Annotated in this window: 18 protein-coding genes; 11 read left to right on the top strand and 7 right to left on the bottom strand. The window is 54.9% G+C overall.

Annotation, left to right across the window (positions count from 1 at the left end):
- Positions 1-26: 26 nt before the first annotated feature.
- From PSR63_RS12360 to PSR63_RS12345, 4 genes are all read left to right on the top strand, one after another.
- Entirely contained in the window at positions 27-533 is a 507-nt protein-coding gene (locus PSR63_RS12360; RefSeq protein WP_274333724.1) for a TadE/TadG family type IV pilus assembly protein, read from the top strand.
- A gap of 142 nt (positions 534-675) precedes the next feature.
- On the top strand, positions 676-1,131 hold the full coding sequence (locus PSR63_RS12355) for a TadE family protein (protein WP_274333722.1): 456 nt from the start codon (positions 676-678) through the stop codon (positions 1,129-1,131).
- A 95-nt stretch (positions 1,132-1,226) separates the two neighbouring features.
- Positions 1,227-3,101 carry a pilus assembly protein TadG-related protein gene (locus tag PSR63_RS12350; RefSeq protein ID WP_274333720.1) on the top strand — a complete coding sequence of 625 codons (1,875 nt, stop codon included), beginning with the start codon at positions 1,227-1,229 and terminating at the stop codon, positions 3,099-3,101.
- Between the two features lie 162 nt (positions 3,102-3,263).
- Positions 3,264-3,749: a DUF6960 family protein gene (locus PSR63_RS12345; protein ID WP_274333718.1), complete on the top strand. Its 486-nt coding sequence runs from the start codon at positions 3,264-3,266 to the stop codon at positions 3,747-3,749.
- An 18-nt stretch (positions 3,750-3,767) separates the two neighbouring features.
- Here PSR63_RS12345 and PSR63_RS12340 read toward each other — a convergent pair whose 3' ends face one another.
- Together PSR63_RS12340 and PSR63_RS12335 are read right to left on the bottom strand one after the other, a co-directional pair.
- Positions 3,768-4,709, bottom strand: coding sequence for an endonuclease/exonuclease/phosphatase family protein (locus PSR63_RS12340; protein WP_274333717.1), 942 nt, complete (start codon positions 4,707-4,709; stop codon positions 3,768-3,770).
- A gap of 195 nt (positions 4,710-4,904) precedes the next feature.
- Positions 4,905-5,390, bottom strand: coding sequence for a hypothetical protein (locus PSR63_RS12335; RefSeq protein ID WP_274333716.1), 486 nt, complete (start codon positions 5,388-5,390; stop codon positions 4,905-4,907).
- 190 nt (positions 5,391-5,580) lie between these two features.
- Here PSR63_RS12335 and PSR63_RS12330 point away from each other — a divergent pair, with 190 nt between their 5' ends.
- Both PSR63_RS12330 and PSR63_RS12325 read left to right on the top strand, forming a co-directional pair.
- A complete protein-coding gene (locus PSR63_RS12330) occupies positions 5,581-6,327 on the top strand; it encodes a sensor histidine kinase (protein ID WP_274333715.1) in 747 nt (248 codons plus the stop codon).
- A 99-nt stretch (positions 6,328-6,426) separates the two neighbouring features.
- Positions 6,427-7,500 carry a PP2C family protein-serine/threonine phosphatase gene (locus PSR63_RS12325; RefSeq protein WP_274333714.1) on the top strand — a complete coding sequence of 358 codons (1,074 nt, stop codon included), beginning with the start codon at positions 6,427-6,429 and terminating at the stop codon, positions 7,498-7,500.
- 9 nt (positions 7,501-7,509) lie between these two features.
- On the opposite strand, the gene PSR63_RS12320 is transcribed toward PSR63_RS12325, so the two are convergent.
- Positions 7,510-9,576: a spermidine synthase gene (locus tag PSR63_RS12320; protein WP_274333712.1), complete on the bottom strand. Its 2,067-nt coding sequence runs from the start codon at positions 9,574-9,576 to the stop codon at positions 7,510-7,512.
- 531 nt (positions 9,577-10,107) lie between these two features.
- On the opposite strand from PSR63_RS12320, the gene PSR63_RS12315 reads away from it, so the two are divergent.
- From PSR63_RS12315 to PSR63_RS12305, 3 genes are all read left to right on the top strand, one after another.
- On the top strand, positions 10,108-10,539 hold the full coding sequence (locus PSR63_RS12315; RefSeq protein WP_274333710.1) for a nuclear transport factor 2 family protein: 432 nt from the start codon (positions 10,108-10,110) through the stop codon (positions 10,537-10,539).
- 219 nt (positions 10,540-10,758) lie between these two features.
- On the top strand, positions 10,759-11,145 hold the full coding sequence (panD, locus tag PSR63_RS12310) for an aspartate 1-decarboxylase (protein ID WP_274333709.1): 387 nt from the start codon (positions 10,759-10,761) through the stop codon (positions 11,143-11,145).
- A gap of 761 nt (positions 11,146-11,906) precedes the next feature.
- Positions 11,907-12,221, top strand: coding sequence for a hypothetical protein (locus tag PSR63_RS12305; protein ID WP_274333707.1), 315 nt, complete (start codon positions 11,907-11,909; stop codon positions 12,219-12,221).
- Between the two features lie 75 nt (positions 12,222-12,296).
- Here PSR63_RS12305 and PSR63_RS12300 read toward each other — a convergent pair whose 3' ends face one another.
- From PSR63_RS12300 to PSR63_RS12290, 3 genes are all read right to left on the bottom strand, one after another.
- On the bottom strand, positions 12,297-12,932 hold the full coding sequence (locus PSR63_RS12300) for a protein-L-isoaspartate(D-aspartate) O-methyltransferase (RefSeq protein ID WP_274333705.1): 636 nt from the start codon (positions 12,930-12,932) through the stop codon (positions 12,297-12,299).
- A gap of 193 nt (positions 12,933-13,125) precedes the next feature.
- The gene (locus tag PSR63_RS12295; RefSeq protein WP_274333703.1) at positions 13,126-15,276 is read right to left on the bottom strand and encodes a DUF1549 domain-containing protein; all 2,151 of its coding nucleotides are present in this window, start codon (positions 15,274-15,276) and stop codon (positions 13,126-13,128) included.
- A complete protein-coding gene (locus tag PSR63_RS12290; protein WP_274333701.1) occupies positions 15,273-15,800 on the bottom strand; it encodes an RNA polymerase sigma factor in 528 nt (175 codons plus the stop codon). The genes PSR63_RS12295 and PSR63_RS12290 overlap by 4 nt, the downstream gene beginning before the upstream one ends.
- Positions 15,801-16,252: 452 nt before the next feature.
- Between PSR63_RS12290 and PSR63_RS12285 the strand changes: the two genes are divergently transcribed.
- Positions 16,253-17,710, top strand: a complete 1,458-nt coding sequence (locus tag PSR63_RS12285; RefSeq protein ID WP_274333699.1) for a trypsin-like peptidase domain-containing protein — start codon at positions 16,253-16,255, stop codon at positions 17,708-17,710.
- A gap of 188 nt (positions 17,711-17,898) precedes the next feature.
- A complete protein-coding gene (locus PSR63_RS12280) occupies positions 17,899-18,528 on the top strand; it encodes a hypothetical protein (RefSeq protein ID WP_274333697.1) in 630 nt (209 codons plus the stop codon).
- Positions 18,529-18,544: 16 nt separating this feature from the next.
- On the opposite strand, the gene PSR63_RS12275 is transcribed toward PSR63_RS12280, so the two are convergent.
- The gene (locus PSR63_RS12275; RefSeq protein ID WP_274333695.1) at positions 18,545-21,556 is read right to left on the bottom strand and encodes a DEAD/DEAH box helicase; all 3,012 of its coding nucleotides are present in this window, start codon (positions 21,554-21,556) and stop codon (positions 18,545-18,547) included.
- Positions 21,557-21,589 lie beyond the last annotated feature (33 nt).

Raw genomic sequence — 21,589 nt, 5'->3', positions numbered from 1 at the left:
CCCGCACCACAGAAGAGGCCCTCGCCATGTGGCGAAAGCGTCGCAATACGCGCCCTGCATTTCTTTCTTCGCACAACCAAAGTGGGAAGAGGTCTGGCGCTACGATTGTGGAAACCGCACTCGTAATGCCCATCTTCTTCATGTTCGTCTTTGCGATCATCGAATTCGGCCATGCCACGATGATCAATAACGTTCTGAAAAATGCGACGCGTACCGCGGCCCGCTGGGGCTCGGCTACCGGAGCAACCACCGCGGAAGTCGAGCAGTACGCTCGTGAGCGCATGGGCGGGGCTGTCGCCCCCTCGATGGTCACGATCCAGATTAAAGACGCCAGCCAATTTGACAACGGCGGTGATGCCCCAACATCTTCCGAAGACTTCCAGGCCATGCCTGATATTGAACTCGAAGACGCCGAACCGCGGCAGCTGTTCATGGTTCGTGCCTCGATACCTTATGGCAACGTATCTCTTATCCCACAGCCGTGGCTAGGGAGCGTATTGCTCAGCGGTGAAACGTTTACACGACACGAGTAACGAAGTTTCGCCTTTGGCAGCCAATTTGGTCCTCTCAACCGTTTGTGTCGAGAGGCCCCAAAAAACAACTTACGCACCGTAGTGCTTTATAAAATCCTTTTCCCATTGAAACGCCATGAACCTTTTTCATCGACGACGCGCAGTGAATAACCGTCGCGCGACGGCAACGGTGGAATTTGCCGTGATCGCGCCGGTCTTCTTGACGCTTATCTTAGGGATGCTGGAAGCCAGCCGAATGTTTGAAACCTATGGGCAACTGGCACAAGTCGCTCGCGACGGAGCTCGCCTGGGTGCGATGGATCGAGCCGACTGGGTGGCAAGTGGCACTAAGACAAATGACAAGATCATCTCAGACATTCGCAACAGTCTGGAAGCTTCCGGATACGATCCAGAGAAGCTTCAAATCTATATCGAACCTGCCGGACAACCGGGAGAAGCTTTCAACTTAGACGATCCCAATAACGATCTCGACTTATTTCAGGTACGCATCGCACTACCCGTTTCGCAAGTAGCTGCCATGCCGGTACCTGACAACTTGGACTATGACCTCTCGACCGCTGTTATTTTCCGAAATACCAAGTCGACGATCGTACAGTAGTCCACCTCTTATCGTCTTAGTTTTACCCTTTTTGGTACCTGCGGTTGGCACGCAACCGGCAGCAATTCCTCGCAGGTACAGAAAGAGACAGATCCATGGCCAGCAAAAACATTCCACTGACGACTCAGCGACGCAACCGACGCGGCGTGTTCATCGTGCTTGCGGCGTTTGTGATGATCGTCCTGTTCGCGTTCCTCTCGCTCGGTATCGATTCCGGGCTGATTGCGATGGAACAGACTCGCCTGCAGAACGCAGTGGATGCCTCAGCATTGGCGGCCTCGCAAGAGATCACGTCCGCCATTCAAGGTGCAAGCGAAGGCGGGGACCCCAACTCGATCTCGCTGGAACATGCTCGCGAAATGGCTGCCGATGTTGCCGACCGCAACGGTGTCTACGTTGATTCGTCGAAGGACGTGATCTTCGGCAAGCGAACTTACAACGAAGGGACCGGCAAGTGGGAAATTGCCTGGAATGAAGGGCCCTACAACGTGGTCAAGGTCGTGGCTCGCCGCGACCAGGAAGACATGAGTGCCCGCGACAGCAAGGTGCCGCTGGCATTCGGCTGGGCCGTGGGCACGCCGACCATTGACCTTCAGGCTGAAGCCATTGCATTTGTCGAAGCTCGCGACATGGTCGTCGTGCTCGACTTTTCGGGTTCGATGAACGACGACAGCCGTTACACGTCGATCGGCCGCCTGGGGCAAGACAACATCGAAGCCAACATGGTCGATATCTTTAATTCGATGAATCCGAATGTGGGCGACCTATCGTTCGATCAGCAGTATTTGACGATCGTCGGACAGCCTCCCGCAAATCCGAGTAAGCCACAGATCACGGTGACCTTCAAAGACCGGGAAATCTATGTGGAATCTACAAAGGACCTCTCCAACGTCGTTCTCGAATTCGAAAATGGCTATCACTACAAGTACGACAATCTCTCGGGCAGAACCAAGAGTTTCCGTGGCCCAGGTAGTTACAACGGCCGCAAGATCATCGGCTGCTGGGTGAAGTCCGGCACGAACGCGAGTGGTGATGGACCTGGGTATGGGGAACGCTTCCGTGACACTAACCAAGCGGTCAAAGAAGCTTTTGGACTGGACGGCATCAACTACCCTTACAGTCGTGGTAGTTGGGACGAGTTTATCAACTACAGCCGAGACCGAATTGCCAGCAATAGTGGTAACCGTCAGAAGTACGGCAAGCAAAACTTTGTCGACTACTTGCTGTCTAACCGCTACCACAAGTCTGAAACGGAAGATCTCTGGAAAGCACCCCATTATCCATTCCATGCGGTGAAGAACGGTTTCTCCCTGTTCCTCGACTTCCTGCAAGATCTCGATTTCGGCGACGAAGTGGGCATTGTCTCCTACGATGAAGCCTCGCGTGTTGAGCATACCCTGAGTGATGGTGACGCCTACGCCAGTTTAGACGGCAATCTTATCTCGAACGATTACGATTCGCTCGACACGATTCAGCGCCACAAGCAGGCCGGTCACTACGGTAGCTTCACAGCGATGGGTTTTGGGGTGGATGAAGCGGACGAATTGCTTCAAGCTCATTCGCGTCATGGTGCTCGCCCAACGATCGTGCTGATGACCGATGGTAATGCCAACCGCTACAAGAGCGGCTGGAGCTTGCCTTACGACTGGAATTGGGCTGACTACACCGACTTCGATGGGGACGGCGACGCGGACTACACGACCAACGATCGCTCGAAACAATATGCCATCTGGGAGGCGGTCCAGGCCCACAATCGCGGTGTGACGATTCACACAATGAGCGTGGGTGCCAATGCTGACCGTCAAGTGATGTCGGCCATCGCGAATGCGTGTGGCGGTATCCATATCAGCGTGCCAGGCGGCTCGACGATTGCCGAACTGGAAGCTCAGATGCTTTCTGCATTTCAACAAATTGCCGCGAAGGTTCCGCCGCCGCAACTGGTTTACGACCTGAGCCAGGCCGAAGAGTAAACGCGAGACACACCACGACGTGTCCTGCAAGGTGGTTGTCGTTGAGGTTTTGGCCTCGCGACAACCACCTTGTGTTGTTTCTTGTCGGGCCCAATGTTCGCTAGAATAGAAGTGGTCAGCCCCTAAACGACTCATTAGACTTCATCGCGAGAACTACCCGGCATGGCACCCACGGACGATTCAATTCCCATCCAGAACAGCGAAGCTTTTCCCGTTAAGCCGCCAGTGACCTGGGTCATGTTTCCCCGTTGGCCAGAAGATGGCGATGGCTGGATCTTTCCCCAGGATCGCCACAAAGCAGAAGGGTTGATACCGAGCGATCTCATCTTTCGCCGGGAAGCGACGGACGACGACTTTTACCTGATCAGCTACGGCGACGTTCAGATGAAGATCCACCCGGTGATGATGGAAGAAGTCCCCGAGCCAAAATACAAAATGGGCGAGATCGTCGAACTGGCCCATCAGTTCGATGTCGAGAAGATCACCACCGGTACGATCTATGCGATTCGCTGGAGTGACTATCATCAGGAACCGCAGTATTATCTCATCCGCGGTGATCTCAAAAGCCAGAACGCCTACCTGGCCAAAGATCTACGGCCTTACGAGCCACCCAAGCAGTTTCACGCGATGCACGAGTACGATCCGTAACCGCCGGCGGAGTGACGCTTATCGAGTTGTCCCCGCAGGTGCGGAAGCCAGCGATCCACCACCAGCTTCTGCCGTGGAGAAGGTCGCCCAGACCGGCAAGTGATCGGAAACTTCGAGCGCCTGATCTTCGGTCATCTTAAACGCGGCCATCAGATCCAACACGCCTGCCTGTCCGGCGAATTCGGTCGTGCGGCGTTGATCGAAGACGATGTTGTCGTAGCTCTTGCTCTTGCGAGTATTCGTGGGGGTCCCTTGAACCGTGGCGAAAATGCCTGGAATTTGTCCCAGCATTCCCATCTTGGTGTAGTCGGTATTCAAGTCACCCAGCAAGATGACATCGTCTTCATTTGGATTGGCGGCGCGGACGACCTCGTAGACCTCGCCTAGGGCATCCATTTCTTCGGGAACTTCGTCCGGATCGGTGTGGATGTTGATCAACGTGAAGCTGAATGGCTGGACGCCAGGGCTGACGCGGGTACGAAACGAGGCGACGTACGGCTCACGGTGAAGCAAGTCGTGCGGATCGTTGATCGTAAAGTCGCTTCGCTCGATGAACTCAATTTTGGCTGTGTTGTACAAGAAGACGTACTGCTCGGTGCTCGATGTGCGGCCCAGGCGAGGCCCTACCAACGAGGCCCATTTCGAGCCATCAGCGTTGATCATATCCAGCCATCGCGGAATAACGTCTTGCTCTTTACTGCGAAGCTCTTGGACCGCCACGATGTCGAACGATTTGACCACTTGAGTCAACACCTTCATGACATCCGGCTTATCAATCTTCGATTGCCCGAAGACTTGAATATTGAAGCTGGCAAGCCGAATCGATTCTCCCGGCTGCGGATTCGATGCGGTCGTTTGCACACCGTCAGGCAGTTGTTCGAGAACTTGCTCGACATTACAGCCGGTAGCTGCAACAAGACCAACAATAAACGCAAGCGATGAAAGAATAAGAGCACGCACTTGAAGCCTCCTTGCCATGTGCGGTTTCGACGAGCAGCAGGTACCACGCCATCCATAGCAAGGCACCTATTACAAGCGGGGCAACCTTACCGAAAGGGGGTGCCCACTTCCAGGTCAGTCGCTGGCAAGAAAGCAGAAAAGAGGGCGAGCGTTGAAAATAAATTCGTGCGCGCATTGATAGCACGTAATAGTGCCCTATAACTTGCCCAATGCCTTAGAGGCCAGACGAGCCGTTCGAGGATTCTCGCTTTGAGCAGCTTTCTCAAGAGTAGCCTTGATCGCTTCGTCCGCCGCTCCGATTTGACCGATCGCCCAGATGCTACGATTGCGGACTTCAACAGGCGTATCCTCTTTCTCGATCAGTTCCGCCAGATTCCCAGCTGCCGGGGCGGCCTTGGCTTCAAGTCGTCCGATCAGCGTCACGGCCCAGTAGGCAGTCGATTCGGCGGAAGTGGTGAGTTCAACGAGCGCGTCGAGCTCATCCGCTGCCGGAGGCCCCAGTTCTTCCAGTGCTGCTTGACTCCATTGGCTGACTTGATCATCGCTATCGCTACAGCAGCGGCAAAGCGGCACGATCGCGGCCATCGCGAGGCTCGGATCCTTGGCACAAGCCTCTGCGGCTTTCTGACGTTCTTCTGAATTGGTTGCTCCCAGGGCTTGGACGGCTTGCGATGCTTCCATAAATTTCTTTCCTAGTGTTCAAAGGCGAGGAATTTCGTCCCCATTCCCTGTTATTGCATCCATTTGGATAAAAACGCGCTGGTTTAACCACCCGCGCGGGGTATGATAACAAGTGGAAGGGGCGCTCAGTTTCCGAGCCATACGGAGACACACGTTATCGAATCATTTCCGCGGATCACGGACGCGAACCATGAGTTCCCATTTCCTTTCCAACCCGACACCGTCATCGGACGACGCTACCGGGGCTCATTCCACTGCCCCTGATCTTGTCGACGCGTCCAAGCTACCACCCTTAAGCCAGGAAGCCCAGGCTAATTTGTGGCGTTACATCGACCACCTGGAGCGCTGGCGACAATCGATTGGGTTCGAGATTCACGATGGCCTCACCCAGCAGATCACAGCAGCGTTGCTCTTCCTAGAGTCGTACGAGAAGGAGAAGCCCGATACAACCTCGCTAGATAGGTGCCGCGCGATACTCGAAGAAGCCCTCGCCGAATCACGACGACTGATCCAAGGGCTCAACCCGAAGCGACTCGATGAGGAAGGGATAGAGGCTGCTCTGCTCGACTTCATCAAGCTTCCATCGCTTTCCGCCGCTCAGATCGATGTCAAAGTCGATAAGGATCTGCCGCGTCTTGCTCCGTGGCAGCGATCGTGCCTGTTTCGTTTCTTCCAAGAGTCCATTACCAACGCACGAAAGCACAGTGAAGCCCAAGCAATTAACGTTTCGCTTACGCGGCAAGGACAGGACCTTGTTGCTTGTGTGAAAGATGACGGCCTGGGCTTCGATGTCGAGTCGATCGAATTGACCAGTCATGGCCTGATCGGCCTGAAGCAAAAAGCCGATTTGCTGGAAGGGAAACTCACCATCGATAGTGCTCTCGAGCGTGGAACCAAGATCGAGCTTCGCATTCCGAGCGATGCAATAAACGATTAAGAAATCGTGAAGCTCATTGCCGCATGTCGAGCAATGCTCAACAATCCCTAATAACTGGCAAACGCAAAAGTCGCCAGAGCGAATTGTAACGGCAGCAACATGGCATTCACCTTAGTTCTGGGACTCGCGGCCCTGTTTCAATTGGTCGCAGTCCTGATGGCACTGCGTCTGAACACAATCTACCGACGTCGGTACGCTTGGCTCTTCATATCCGGGGCTGGCGTCTTGATGACTCTTTGGATTGGCGCCGGGATCGTCGATACGGTTCAGCATCCACCCGGCAACATTATCTGGGAACCAACTCTTTGGGTCCAAACGTTGGCCACACTGCTCACGGCAATCCTTTTCTTTGCCGGCATTGCCACGATCGAACCTTTGTTCAAAGAGAATGAAGCAGCCAGAGCGTTACTGGCGAGTGAGAATGCGTTGTTGAATCTCGAAGTACAACATAGCCGTGAAGAGATGATGCTGGCGCAGCGTGTTCAATCGAACTTGCTTCCCAAGTCGGCCCCCGATGTTCCGGGGCTTGATATCGCGTTTCTATCGCGACCGGCCGAGTGGACCAGTGGCGACTACTTCGATTTCGTACAACCTGACGATGAAACTCTGATTGTTACCGTAGCCGATGTTTGCGGTCACGGTCTCGGACCGGCCTTGCTGATGACGACTTCGCGTGCCTATTTCCGTGGTATTGCGAAGACACGAAATCAATGCCAACCGATCATCAAGACTTGGAACGATGCGATCGCCGAGGACGTGGAAGCCGGCGACTTCATGACGGCACTTGTTGTTCGATTGAACTTGAAGGAGCGATTCATCGAGTATCTCGGCGCCGGCCAGAACGGATTACTCATCGAGGCCGATGGTTCCTTTGAAGAACTGGAGCGTAGCGGCCCACCGCTAGGGGTCGTCGACGACTTCGAGTTCCCGTGTCCTAAACCAGAGCCTCTGACTTCGGGTCAAATCCTGGTCCTCTGTACCGATGGTATTCATGAGACCGAGGGGAAGAATGGAACGCAATTCGGCACGCGTCGTATTGCCAATCTGATTGCGACACACCGAGATCTGACCGCCGTGGAAATGGTAAAACGATTAGATATCGAGGTGCGTAATTTCGCGGTTGCCGCCCAAGCGCATGATGACCTGACGGCGGTCATCATCAAAGTCACGTAGCCAGCGGCACTACTTCAAAACTTCAAGAAGATTGCTGAAGTTATCGGTCCAGGGCTTGGCGTAAACCATGTGCGGCCCCAAATGCGCTGCTGCGGACTGCATCGTATCGTCCGACAGGAATTGACGGTTCTTAGAAGCGATAATCCACTGCGAACCGGTCTGATGCGTGGCGGCATCTGGCGTGGTTGTAATGTAAAGCGTTTCTAAGTCAAATTCATCGCATGTTCCCAGCACGACCGGCCGCAAGTCTAGATGCTTGTTGCTCACGTGAATCGCCAAGACGCCACCTTCGGCCAGGTGCCGCTGATAGATCCGAAAGGCTTCCCGCGTCAGTAGGTGAGTTGGAATGGCATCGCCACTAAATGCGTCGAGCACCAACAGGTCGAACTGCTGGTCAGGCTCGCGTTCCAGTGACAACCGGGCATCGCCAAGCACCATCTCATGTTCGGCCTTGCTGTCCTGCAGGAAGGTGAAGTTCTCCTTTGCCATCTCAATGACATCGTCATTGATCTCGTAGAAGCGATAGTAGTCACCTTCGTTACCATAGGCCGCCAATGTCCCGGCTCCGAGACCGACTACGCCGACCCGTTTTCCGCTCTGCTTGGGCAAACGAGCCAACGTCAGACCGACACCCGTGTTGCGGGCATAGTACGACGTAGGCACCTGACGCTTGGCATCCGCTTGGTATTGAAAACCGTGCATGATGCGACCGTGATACATCGCCAAAATCGACTCGCCATCGTTTGTCGGAACCTGGCCAATGCTGAGCACGCCGTAAAAGTTCCGCTGCGACTCAAGGTAATGCGACTGAAACGACCGAAGTTGCCCGGACAGCATCGCCAGCATTCCAAAGAACAGAACTCCCATCGACCAGAGGGGAATCGATCCAAAACGCTTTTCCAGCGAACTAACCGTAACGAACAATGCCAAGCCAAAGGCCACGATCAAGCTGAGTGGCATTTCATAGTATTGCGAAAAGATGAGGGGGCAGACGAGCGAAACGAACATTCCACCCAAGGCCCCACCACCGGAAATCATGAGATAGTAGAGCGTCAAATGTCGCGTTGCCGGCTTCAGACGAACGAGTTCCCCGTGGCAGATCATGCAGACGAAGAACAATGCTCCGAAATAGGAAACAGCAACCCAACCAATGTCGAGCATGCCGCCCAACAGTTCCAACAGACTGATCGACACGATGCTGCCTATTGCCATCCACCCCAACCAACTACGTCGATACCAACCTTCGCCATCGAAGCAAAGAATGAACGTCAACAGGTAGAGACTCAAAGGGACGACCCATAAGAATGGAACCACCGCCATGTCCTGGCAGACATGATTGGTTGTGGCCAACAGCATCACGCAGGCAAACGCCGGCAAAGTCAACCACGCCGCGAGGGTTTTCCAGCCTGGTACGGCTTCATCAGTGGACTGTTCGGTTGATTCAACAGCTTCTTGAGGATCGCGTTGGTTACGGACAATGGCGACGGCGATCGGAATCAGCAGTAACGCAAACCCGGCGTATCCCCAGCTCCACGCTCCCGATTGGGTCGGTAGTGTCCAGTTAGGTTCGACCAGGAAGGGATAGGTCAGCAGAGCAGCGAGAGAACCGATATTCGACAACGCATAAAGCCGGTAGGGAGTTTTGCCTGGGGCCAATTGGCTGAACCAATGCTGCAGCAACGGACCATTGGCAGCCAAAAGGAAATAGGGAAGTCCTAGGTGTGTGACCAACAGCAGCAAAATATACCCAGGCGGCCAGACGTCAGGGGACGGCTTCCAGTTTTCGCCCGGAGAAATCGGCATCAGCAAGAGGGCCGCGACCATCAGGCCTGCGTGTATGATCCCTTGCCATCGTTTCGGTACGTAGGTCGCCAGCAAGTGGGCATACAGGTAGCCTGCAAAGAGAACGACCTGGAAAAACAACATACAGGTCGTCCACACGGTCGGACTTCCGCCGAACCAGGGAAGAATCGTCTTGCTGATCAGGGGCTGCACCTGAAATAGCAGAAAGGCGCTCCACAACACAGCTAGCGGGAGTACCCATCCATAGACGAGGTTATTCTTGTTGTCGGCCACTGATCATTTTCCCGCATTGGGACTTCGAGGGAGGCAATCGCCAGTAAATCCGCGCGCATAACGGCCTTAAAGCATAGGTCACAAAGAAGGCAGTTTTGCGCGTACTAATACCCGCCCCCAACTAGGATGATCAGAGTGCCCCACTAATGAAAAACATCCTTCCACTAAATGGCGCGCAACGGTTTTCTATAGAAATCTTTCTGTTTTAATCGGCCCAAGCCGATTAATTGTTCTTGGAGACAGTGAAAACATTCCATTACAATTTGAGACATAGCCTTATCCTTTTCTGCTAGTGTTTCATCTGCGTGTTGTGCCTCGATTTCGCGGGTGAAATGGTTCCTTAGGGAGTGTGTTTCGGCCAGATGCCTCGGCGATCGAGCTAGTTCAACCGGTTCCTGTAAGGTCACACCAGAGTCTCTTCAGCCTCACGACTCTAGATTCGACCGCTTCGCGAATCTGTACTATCCGACTTGCTTATTTACGTGGGCAAATCTGTGCTCAAACGTGCTCGCGCATGACAGGGAGATTGTCGTGTACGCAACTGCTTCTGTTGAAGCGGATGTCATGAGTGTGCTGCGCCAGTTCGCAGACGCTTATGCAAGCCGAGATAAAGGGAGACTTCTCGGGCTGTTTTGTTCCGATCGAGATGCTGTGGTCCTGGGAAGTGGATGCGACGAGCGAAACGTCGGTGCCGCTGCCATTTGGGGTCAAGTTCGCCGTGACTGGGAACAAACAGACACCCTCCGGATGCGTTTTGGATGGAGAAGTGTTTCGACGATGGGTCAGGTCGCCTGGCTCGCCACCGATTGCTACCTCTATGTCCAAGCTGGCTACCGGAAAGCCGAAGTGCCCCTACGAATTACAGCCGTCATGATCCAAAATCACCTCGGTTGGAAAATTGCTCAGCTTCATTATTCTTCGCCCGTTAGCGTGGAATCCGAAGCCGATACCTGCGTGGAATAGCAACCTATCTGCCTCTATTTATCTTTTTGACCGATATCCCAGCCATTCCAAACGCAAAAAAGCCCCCAGGTTTCCATCTGGGGGCTTTTTCCATTCTTGGCATTATCCGATATAATAAGAGGCTTGGCTTATGTTAGCCTTGCTGATAGTGGCTTCCCCGAAACTGCAGCTTGCAGAAGCACTCTGTAGCCTCGGGCACGAACCTACGAAAGCACTGGGATGCTACGTACCTTCCTCCGATCCAAAATTCACCGCGCGACCGTGACCCAGGCCGACCTGGATTACGTGGGCAGCATCACCATTGACTCCGACTTGCTGGAAGCCGCTCAGATCTTGCCGCACGAGCAGGTCGACGTGCTCAATGTGACCAATGGTCAGCGGCTAACCACCTACGCCATCCCCGGGGAAGCAGGTTCGGGTGTCATTGGGATTAACGGTGCGGCAGCTCACCTGGTAACCCCCGGCGATCTGGTCATTATTGTCTGCTACGCCCAATACACGTCGGAAGAAATCAAAGGGCATCAACCCCGCGTTATCCTAGTTGACGAAGCAAACCGGATGACCGACTGCATTGTTGAATCGGATTCGATGAACTCTTCTGCCTGATCAAAACGGTCGGCAATCTGCCACGGCTGGCGGTACGCAACCAAGTACTTCCGGCCCCATCTACGAGATCGCAACTCTTACGGCGGAACCATCAAAGCCGCATTGTCGCGGCGTTTCTGCCTCCTCGCCTCGCTGCAACCAGTCCGCAATGTTTGTGTGGCAGCTTACGTTTACCTAAATGATGGCAGAACAACGACATCGGGTATATACATTCCGTTGATCATCGATTTGGATGCTATAACGGAGCAAATAACCGAACCCGCCTGTCGGTTCCCCGCATAAACCCGCTTTGGGGGGAGCTTCCCCATTGCGGGAATGCCGAAGATGAGCAACATTGTTGCTGTTGGCTGATGAACAGGGCAGAACGTCATCCAACAAGTGAGCTCTTAGCTGGACCACTCACTCCAATTCCCGCGATTGGAGAACAGAAATAAAAGAGCACAGGATGTGACTCCACATGCGACACGATGTCGCTTCCTTCTGTGGGTGTACATCCACGAGCCGTATGGGGCCGGTACAACGTTTTCGTGAGGCGTAACGCTTTACGACCTTTTTGGGGCAGAACGTTGGACCGGCTCCTTTTTTTTCGCATTGAGACTGCTAGCACGCTTCTTTCCGGCGTTTTTCCCGATTTCTGACCTGCGCGGAAAAATCTTTTCGCGCCATGACCTCACGTGTCAGACGGGTCGCGATAACTACTACTGCCCAAGGGCAACCAAGTTATTCAGAACCCCAAGACAATACACGGAAGGATATCAATCATGGCCAAGTACTACGTTGAATCGGGATCGTTACGTTTGATTGTCGATGCTGCTGACGCTCGCCGAGCTGCCTTGTGGGCCGTTCATCGTGCGTTGGAACATATTCTGCCTAACGAAGAAGAGGAGCTTGATGTGGATAATCTGCCAGAGGTCGAACCTGTCGGCACCATGGTGCTGGGGGATGCAATCCGACTCAGTGAACGCGGCTTCGAGAACATGGATGTCATCCAGTTCGAGACGCTTGACGTCGTCAGCGAGTGGAGTCAACTGATGCTGGCTCTCTCGAACATGGAAAGCGAACTGAAGGCCGCCTAGCGACCTTTCGCGAAGCATTGCCAAGAGGAAGCGGGTAACAATCCGCTTCCTCAATCGTCTGCCAGAAATACGCCGTTAATCTGTTTCTGGCAGCAGGGGAACAAAGCGAACTCCGCCGAAGTCGTCTTCGACGTAACGGTCCTCGCCAATCTTGCGAATTCGGATGAGCTTCTGTGAATCCTGCACAGGGCCCAGCGGCATCACCAGGCGACCACCGTCAGCCATCTGTTCGAACAAAGCACTGGGAACCCGATCGCCTCCCGCGGCAACGGCAATCGCGTCGTACGGTCCTTCTTCCGGCCATCCCTTTAAGCCGTCTCCGAAACGTACATGAACGTTTTCAATTCCCAGCTTTTTGATCGTTTCGGCGGCTGTAATCGCAAGGTCACCAATTCGTTCGATCGTGTAGACCTCCTGGGCAAGTTCTCCTAAGACCGCTGCCGCGTAGCCGCTACCTGTGCCTACCTCCAGTACTCGGTCGGTCGGCTGAAGTTCTAAAACCTGAGCCATCAGAGCGACGATCAGAGGTTGAGAGATCGTTTGCTTGTGCGTCAACGGCAACGCCGAATCGGCATAGGCATCGTCGTGGAAAGAAGGCAACACGAATTCTTCGCGTGGCACGTCGTGCATGGCCTGGAGCACGGCTTGGTCGGTGATGCCTCTTGCTCGGAGCAGGCTCACCATCTCGTCACGTTGCTGATCAAGTTTCATGATGCACGGTTCCTTACGTATGTCCGCGTGCTTTTTGCCGGACAAATCTGATCATCTGCGGATCAATCTTCGCGGCAGTCAACGCGGTGCTCCTCGATGGATTTCGAGTCACTTACGAAGCAGTGCTATCTATTAGTCTCACGAAAACCATGAGTCAAAGCAAACACACAGGCTTAAGAAAATTCACTTTCGATCAATGATCGAGAATGAACTCGTTACTATTCAAGAGTGCCCACCAGATATCCTGCAGGGCAGCCGACTCGTTATTTCGAGTCTTCAGGATCTCGCTGATCGCCGACAATTCCTGCTTGGTCGGACGACGCGAAAGGGCGGCGAGGAACAGGTGTTCGACCTTGTCATGCGGCGACATTTTCGAGGCCGTTACCTTCTTGAGAACCGCTGCCTGGGCGTCGGTGGCCTGTTTCATCAAGCCGCCATTCATGATTAACAGCGACTGCGTAATGCCACCATCCAGGGCAGACATCTCGCTGTCCTCGTCATCCCCCATCTTCTGATTGACCTGACCAAGCCAACTGTGGCGATCGTTTACCGAGGCGATAATCGCGTTATTGCCTTCGACAGGGTTCTTGGCCAGCATCTGCAACGAATGAAATAGCTGTTCCGCTTCCATTTGCCGCGAGTAGTACCGAGCAAACAGTTGCCGCCCCGCGTCGGGGTTATCGGCCAAGTTCTCATCGATCTGCCGACTGGAAAGTCCGTACGGCTGCGAAAGAGTAATCCATCGCATCAACCGACGAAGGTCAAAGTTCGACTCGGCGAAATGCTCGGACAGCTGATCCAACAGTTCTGGGTGGGAAGCCGGATTGTGCGGCCCCATATCATCCACTGGCTGCGTGAAACCAACACCGAAGAAGTGCTGCCACATGCGGTTGACGGTCGCCTTCGGGAACTGATCCGAGTTGACAATCAACTGAGCCAATTCCTGTCGACGATCGACTTCAGCAACCTTACCGGAACGTGGGATGGTCGTGCCATCGACAAATTGCGGATAGGCAACTTTCAACAGGCCGTTTGGCTGTTCGTAGTAGACTTCGCCAGAGTCCGAATCGCGGCTTTTGATGAAATCCTGATCCAAAATAGCCAGCTGCCCCGACTGGCTATCTTTGGCCAACTTGGTCTGGCGGAAGAAGGCATTCAGCCCCCAGAACTGCTGCTGGCTCCAACCGGTGGTTGGATGATTGTGACATTCAGCACATTGCAACTGTTGACCGAGGAAAGCCGTGCAGGTCTTGGCTGTCGCCAGCTTGGCGTCGCCGTCGACCATACTGACCAGGAAGTTCGTCGCCGGGTTGAAGCTTTCGCTTCCAGGACTGGTCGTTCCTGTCGCCGTCAAAAGCTCCTGAACGAGCAAGTTGTACGGAGTGTTGTTCTCGAACTGTTTGGCCAGATAGCCTTCAAGCGCAGAGCGATCGATCGGGCTGTCTTTGCTCATCCCGCCTGCACGTCCGACGAGAATATTCGCGAAGCGAGCACTCCAAAACGATGCGAACTCCGCCTCATATTTCTCACCCGACAAGATCTCATCAACCAGCCATTCGCGTTTGTCCTCGCGACGCTGGCTAACAAAATGTTCGATCTCATTGACGGTGGGAATACGCCCGAGTAATTGCAAATAGGTACGACGTACGAACTCGTGATCGGTGGCCACTGGCGATGGCTTGACGTTTTCAGCTTTCCAAGCCGTCGCGATGGCCTCATCGATTTGACCAACAATCTGTTCGTCAGAAAGCTTTAGGCTGTCACGCGATCGTGGCTTAACGAAACGATGCGCCGTGTTTTCCGCCAGTGCAGTCGGATCGACCGACTCGATCACCTTGGGCATTTGCGGCCCCGGTTCCGGAGGTGAAATATCGGTTGACTGAGGCTCATTGTTGGAAGCCAGTTGCGAGCCCTTGTTCGAGTTGGATTCGGCGTCGCGGGCGCCAGCCGACGGGGTTTTGTCCCCGTCGGCGGCGAGCGGCGTGCCTTGCCCTGGCATGAGCTGCTGATAACTGATGTAGGCCACACCACCGAGGACGACCAACAGACAGAGACTAAGTGCAAGTGACCCAATGGCGGTCACAAATCGCTGCCGTTGCATCCGGCGCTTGGCCGTATTTGTCTTTTGAGAGGGCACCTCGGCCGTGGGATTTTCAGGCGAAGATTGAGCAGTCGCTGCGCTCACCATCGAGAGTGGTGCTTTCGCCTGGCCGTTCATCCCGGAAGCGTCTTGGCCTTGCCGCTGCTGGTGGGCTTTAACGATGCGCGCAGTAAGATCCGGCATCTGCTGCTGGCCCAGCAGTTCCTCGAGGAGAGGATCGATGATTGGATCTTCGTGAGTCATGATTCGTTATTCAGTTTGAACTCGATGCATTCGCGAAGTTGCTGCTTCGCCCGCTGCATCAGGTTTTTTGCTCCGTGCTCGCCAATCTGCAGTGCGTCGGCAATTTCTGAACGCGACTTGCGATCTTGAAATCGCATCTGCAAGGCCATCCGTGCTCGCTCAGTAAGCCCATCGAGGCACTCTTTGAGCAGTTCTAGTAATTCGTCTGGTTTGCGTTCGTCGGTTGCTACCCAGAACTGATCGATGTTCTCGACGGCCTGGATATTGGTTTGCCGCCCCTCTCTCCGACGGCGGTCGATCAACAAGTTTCGGGCTACCGTCCTTAGATACCCCCTGGTGGCGGCATCCGTTAGCTGCTCGAACGGCTTCTCCAGGACTTTCAAAAAAGTTTCCTGAGTCAGATCCTCCGCTTCTTGGGGCGAACAACCCCAGGACCGCAAATAGCGCCAAACGCTAAGTTGATGCTCGGCAACAAGTTGCGCGATATCAACCGCAGGCGATTCGTGTTGCGGAAGGTCTTTCATCTAGTAAAAACGACAGCTAGAGGCCCAAAGTACTCAGAAACGAGCTTCAGTTAAGTGGATTCGTGATGCCCATGGGCAACTGTTCCAGTGTATCTCGAATTGGTGAGAAAAGTCGTAAAGCGGCCCCTCGATCTGCGGACGCATCTAATCAATTAGGGGCACAAACGGATGCTGTCATTTTGCGGGTGCGACTGATAGCACAGGGAAACTTGAGGAATTTTTGTCCATCCCATGCATTTCCAGCGAAATCGTCTTGGATTGCACTTGCTGGAATTTAGCGATCCAACGACATTGTCCCGGCTTTTCCGACCCCCTTCGACCAGGATGGCCGAACGTGAAAAGCACGAGTCTCTTTCCGAAGCAGACTTGAGGGCCAACAACCCCGCTGGCCCGCAGAAAGACAGAAGGCCCTAGATTGGGCCGGGAATGATTTCGCTCCAAGGAGGGATGCGATGAAGGCGGTTACTTCGCTCTTGTTACTGTTCGCGCTCGCGGCGCCTGTGGCTGCTGCCGATGCGGTTCTCTACTGCTTTACAGCCGATTGGTGTGTCTATTGCCACCAGATGCAGCCGGTGATCGGTCGCATGCAACAGGCTGGCTATCCAATCCAAGTCATCAATCGAGATCAACAACCGCAGATGGCCCAGCAAATGGGTGTTCGCGGATTGCCTTACTTCGTTCTCGTCTCGAACAATCAAGTCGTCGACTCGGTCGAAGGTGCGACGTCGTTCGATCGCCTGACGAAGATGTTCCGTGCTGCCAAGCCACAGATGAATGCCGCCCAAGCAGCACCTCAGTTGAATGCTGCCACCGGACTTGCCCGAGGTCAGTCGCCGCAACCTTCGATGGCAATGCCTGGTCAGTCCAGCGTCCAACCAGCCGTTTACGGACAGCCCATGGCTCAGACGCCTTCACGTACCGGCGGAGACATTCACGCCCAAGCAATGCAGGCCAGCGTCAAACTGAAGGTAAGCGATCCGGATGGTCATTCGTATGGAAGCGGTACCGTCGTTCATACCCAAGGCAACGAAGCGCTCGTACTAACCTGTGCTCACTTGTTCCGAGATTCGCAGGGACAGGGACCTTTGGAAGTCATCACGTTCCAACAGTCTGAATCGGGCACAACAGTTCCCGGTGAGATTCTCGTTTATGACCTGGAACGAGACGTCGCCCTGGTTGCGATTCGCACTCAATCACCGATCAAGCCCATGTCGATTGCCCCACCATCAAACCAGATGCAAGTCGGCCAGCCCGCTTTTAGCGTCGGCTGCGACAACGGGGGACCACGCAATCTTTACCAGACGCGTATCAACAGCGTGAATCGCTATGTGGGTCACGACAACGTACAGGCCGCCGGCGCTCCTTCGGTGGGTCGTAGTGGTGGTGGACTATTCAATCCCCAAGGCCAACTCGTTGGTGTCTGCAATGCTGCCGATGATGAGGACGACGAAGGAATCTATGCTGCGATTCCAACCATCTATACCGTGCTGAAACAAGCGAACCTCGCCCACCTGTTCCAGAACAAACAGAGCGCAGCCCCGGTTCAACTGGCCTCGGCCTCGCAGCCGTCGATGACCAGTCCAACACGATCGATTCCGGAAACTCCGCAAAGCAATTTCCCATCGAACCCAGCCGCTCGATCGATGCCAAGCGTCTCGGCGACATCCGCTTCGCTGCCGGCTAACATCGACAGCATGCAGGGACTAAGCGATATCGAACGCGAGATGCTGCACTATCTTCGAGGCCAGAAAGATGGAGCGGAAGTAACCGTCGTTCTTCGCTCGAAAGACAACCCAACAGCTCAACCGGCCGTCTTCACGCTTCCTGGTAGCCCTTCGCCGGAATTCATGCGGCAAGCATCCCAAAACACGGGCCGACCAAGTCCCGTCATGCGGGGACAAAGCCGTTAAGCCCGAGTCTTTACGAACAGCTCGGCTGTAACGATTGAAACGAATATCCAGATCTAAATAGCCATCGATCGATTATTGCTGCGGCATTCCGCAACCCAATGACATCGACTGCTAGTTGAAACGTATGCTTCACACATGGGGTGGTAGTCCCCCCTGGTTTCGACATGGGTTTCGTTAGTGGTTAAGCCGTGTTCATCGTTCTGCTGTTTGCCGTTTTGAATCTATCTGTTGGTTTCGCCGCCGCAGTCTTAATGGGCTACGGACCGCAGCCATGGTACGCCTTGTTTCTGCCATCGGACGGAGACAATGTGATCCAGATTGATGCAATCGATTCAGAAGAAGAGCCCGCAGCAGAAAAGACGGAAGCAACGACACCTCCAGCCGAACCAGAATCAACCGCGGTGAATCAACCGTTCCCGGAGATGAACGAGCCGGAAGATTTGCCTTCTGAACCAGAACCTGCGGCCGAAGAAGAGCCGGCGGTTGAAGAACCAGTCGAGCCTGTTGCCGAGGAAGCTCCGGAAACGCCCGTCAGCGAATCGCCCTTGGAAGCGGACGATGACAACGAGCTCGCAGAGTTCCTGGCCGGTCGCAAGGACGAAACAAAGAGTACTTTGGCGGAAGAGCCTGCGGATGAGGAAGCTCCTCAGATCGCATCGGCTAATGACATCGAATCAATGTTCGCTGCCACGCAAGATTCCAGCAATGAGGCAGAGGCATCGGAGGAAGCTTCTACCCAGGAAGACGCCCAGCCGGAAGAAGATCTGGACGACAAGCCGATTAGCCAAGACGACATCGCCGCGTTGTTCAACAGCTAGGCTGGCCAATCGATAATTAGCGGAAGACTTCCTTTTCGTGGAAATCGCCTTCAGGGCTCATCCCTTTCTTGAGCGCTTCCCGCATTAGATCCTCTCCTTCACCACGCAGGGCAAACACCGGAAAGCCGGGGCTCACGTACTGGTTCCAATAGCGTTCGTAGACTTCGACCGTGTCTTTGTTTTTCGCCAGGGCGTTGGGTACGGCATGCACCATGACGGTCTTGTCTTCGCTCTTCTCGAAATATTGGCCGAGCATCTTCGGCAACATACGTGACAGCCAGTTGGTTCGTACGAACTTGAGCTTACGTGGAATAATATAGCGGGGCCGGTTTAGCGGACCGAGCGCTTCATGCAGAGCTGTTACGAAAAGACGGCTATCGGCGTCACTGGCATCTTCCAGCAGAACACGCACGTAGCCACCGGCTCGAGATTTCGCCACGACTTCCGGCGGCGACTTCAGCAAGTTCAACTCCACCATTGTGCGGGCAATCGCTTCTCCGATTGCCTGCACAAGAGATTCGCTCGACCAGGGCTCTTTGGTTCCGGCAAATGGTGGAAAGCCTCCGCTCTCGCGCGGTGAACCTTTGATCCGCATTTCCAGCGTGTGATTCGGAGTCCCTTCGTAGGGAGTCCCGATCTGCCATAGATCGCGGGTCTCGCCTCGTAACGTCACCCGAGAAAGCATGTCGCGATTCAAATCGCGGACCGAACCTTCCAAGAGTTCCGGACGGAGATCGGTCAGGGCAGGGTGGACGTGCCCAACCCCTTTCTCGATCACCGCATCGTCGGTCACGCCAAAGATGTTTTGATGCTTCTTGATAAAGCGGGCATAGTCATCCAGTCCCTTGCTGAATTCCGGTGCCAGGCAAACCACATCCCAGTTGTTGGCCAGCTTCTCCGGTACCTGAGGATCGAGCCGAAACGATCGCCCGCGAAGTTGCCGCACGGTCATACTCGTCGTGACCGTCGTCAGATCGATCAGAACGTTGATCTTGTTCGCGTCCCAGCCTTCCCCCAAAAGACCTCGCGTGCCAACGAGGCATTTTGTCAGACCACGCTGAAACAGATCCGTGATCATTTCAACATAGACGCGGGGACACCAATCACGACCGCTGCCTGATACGACATGAAAACCAACCTCGGCATCAAAGGTCAACGTCGCATCGTAGCCAGCATTGGCCAGCCACTCTTTCGCCGCGGCCTCAAACTTTTCTGACAGGTCGTCATCCACCAGCACGCTCGACCCGGTGACCAAAATCGGATCGAGTGCATCCAAGTGCGGATCATTGACCAACACTCGAAAGGCCGCGATCGCGCCGCCGGCCTCACTGCTGAGCAGATGTTCGACCTCGGATATCGTAGCGGATGTTTTCTCGAAGTCGGTTACGACGACTGCACGAATGGTATCCCCGAGTGCCGCCATCTCGGCCGCGAGAACCGGGACCAGGGCCTTCGCTTTCTCGCTGGAATAGGCCAGCACGCGTCCGACCGGCGAAGCACACGCCTGGCAACCGGTCTCCGTGATCTGCACGCCTAACATCCGTAGGCCAGAGATCACCTTCTCGGCCAAAGCACGATCCTCTGCGTTGGCCGAACGCCGCAAAGCGTGCCGCACGTAACGATCAAGGACGGGGATAATCACCGGGATTTGCGGCACTTCCTCGACCGGTACTTCCAGAACCACCGGCGGGACATCCGCAGGCAACTCGACATGACGCGTCTGCAGAAACACGCGGGCCGCGTCCGCAAATTCGGGATCGCGACGATGAAAGGAAGACCATGTCTTGAACGTGCTGGTCGCGTGTCGGCGTGTTTCCAGCGTTTGCAATAGCCAAGGAACGAGCGCTTTGACGCGGGGCGCCTCTTCGACGGTCGCCACCTCTACCGGCGGCTGTATTTCGGCAGGCGTTTCCTGTTCGAGCTCCACTTCCGAGATCAAATCGGCGAAGGGATCATCCTCGTCCTTGTAAACCGCGTCGGTTCCACCCACATGGTGTAGCTTGAGTTCGTCCCCTTCTGTCTCATCGACTTCTGGTTCTTCGACGGGCGTCGCTACTGTGACTGGTTCTTCGTCTCCGTCGTCCGACGGTTTGCTGGTTACCTCCTGAAGTATCTCGTCCAGGTGATCGTCAGCCTGGGCGACAAAGCGGAGTTCAGCTTCTGATGGACGGACGAAGTAGACCAGGTCCTGGTACGGGGCAAGGAAGCCGTCTCGCACGACCGCCGGCACCGGCACATCATGATCGATTGGCCCGAGAAACTCTTGGTAACGCTCGAAGTCGGCCGGTATCTTCCCGTCACCGTCAGGCGGTGTCGCCGTCAGCCCCACAACGATCGGGTCGTCCAAGTATTGCATGGCGTCGGACAACACCCGGCCCCAATGCCCTACCAGGTGATGACATTCGTCGAGGATGAGCATGCCCACGCCTTGGTCACGCAGCCGCTGCCAGGTCTTCAAGCAAGACTGATGCAGCATCTCGAACGATTCGCCGGCCAGGCCTGCTTCGTCGCGTACGCTTTTTCGATAGGCCGACAGGCGTTCGTCGTAGTAGTCGCGGTTGTGCTTCTTCAGATCACGAATCCAGACCTTTGCTTCGGCCGGATCCTGGGCCTGGCCTTTCGAGATCAGGCGATCTTCCCACAGCGACATGGCCGCGTGATCGAGCCCATCGTCGCCGCGGCGTGGCAGTGTGACCGCTTGGTAGGTGAGCGAGGTGAGTAGCTTCGGTTCGTCCGGTGAAGTACTGACCAACATCGACATGGGCCGGTCGGTCTCGAAGAGGTCGGTTCTGGCTGCCCACTGCGATTGAATGGCCGAGTTCGGGCTGAGCACGAGTGCTGGCCGCTTGATCATTTCCGCCCACAGATAGAGCCCGACAACCGTTTTGCCTGAGCCTGGTGGAGCAACGATGTGCAGTTGCCGCTCACCCTGCGATAGCTGCTGCTGTGCGACGTCGCGGACCTGAACTTGCGAGGGACGCAACTGGCCGCGGAATTTAATCGTGGGAAATGGATCGCTCGGCGTCATATCGCTTCCGGCCCAAGATGAGAAACACAGGTG

The organism is Bremerella sp. P1 (assembly GCF_028748185.1).
Lineage (GTDB): Bacteria > Planctomycetota > Planctomycetia > Pirellulales > Pirellulaceae > Bremerella.
Note: the sequence above shows the minus strand (reverse complement) of the source record. Positions and strands in the feature narration are given on the sequence as shown.

Excerpts from the sequence above, each read along its gene's own strand:
- PSR63_RS12330 (WP_274333715.1), top strand. The coding sequence starts at position 5,581 with ATGAGTTCCCATTTCCTTTCCAACCCGACACCGTCATCGGACGACGCT.
- PSR63_RS12360 (WP_274333724.1), top strand. The coding sequence starts at position 27 with ATGTGGCGAAAGCGTCGCAATACGCGCCCTGCATTTCTTTCTTCGCAC.
- PSR63_RS12345 (WP_274333718.1), top strand. The coding sequence starts at position 3,264 with ATGGCACCCACGGACGATTCAATTCCCATCCAGAACAGCGAAGCTTTT.
- PSR63_RS12325 (WP_274333714.1), top strand. The coding sequence starts at position 6,427 with ATGGCATTCACCTTAGTTCTGGGACTCGCGGCCCTGTTTCAATTGGTC.
- PSR63_RS12335 (WP_274333716.1), bottom strand. The coding sequence starts at position 5,390 with ATGGAAGCATCGCAAGCCGTCCAAGCCCTGGGAGCAACCAATTCAGAA.
- PSR63_RS12305 (WP_274333707.1), top strand. The coding sequence starts at position 11,907 with ATGGCCAAGTACTACGTTGAATCGGGATCGTTACGTTTGATTGTCGAT.
- PSR63_RS12285 (WP_274333699.1), top strand. The coding sequence starts at position 16,253 with ATGAAGGCGGTTACTTCGCTCTTGTTACTGTTCGCGCTCGCGGCGCCT.
- panD (WP_274333709.1), top strand. The coding sequence starts at position 10,759 with ATGCTACGTACCTTCCTCCGATCCAAAATTCACCGCGCGACCGTGACC.
- PSR63_RS12350 (WP_274333720.1), top strand. The coding sequence starts at position 1,227 with ATGGCCAGCAAAAACATTCCACTGACGACTCAGCGACGCAACCGACGC.
- PSR63_RS12275 (WP_274333695.1), bottom strand. The coding sequence starts at position 21,556 with ATGACGCCGAGCGATCCATTTCCCACGATTAAATTCCGCGGCCAGTTG.
- PSR63_RS12300 (WP_274333705.1), bottom strand. The coding sequence starts at position 12,932 with ATGAAACTTGATCAGCAACGTGACGAGATGGTGAGCCTGCTCCGAGCA.
- PSR63_RS12295 (WP_274333703.1), bottom strand. The coding sequence starts at position 15,276 with ATGACTCACGAAGATCCAATCATCGATCCTCTCCTCGAGGAACTGCTG.
- PSR63_RS12290 (WP_274333701.1), bottom strand. The coding sequence starts at position 15,800 with ATGAAAGACCTTCCGCAACACGAATCGCCTGCGGTTGATATCGCGCAA.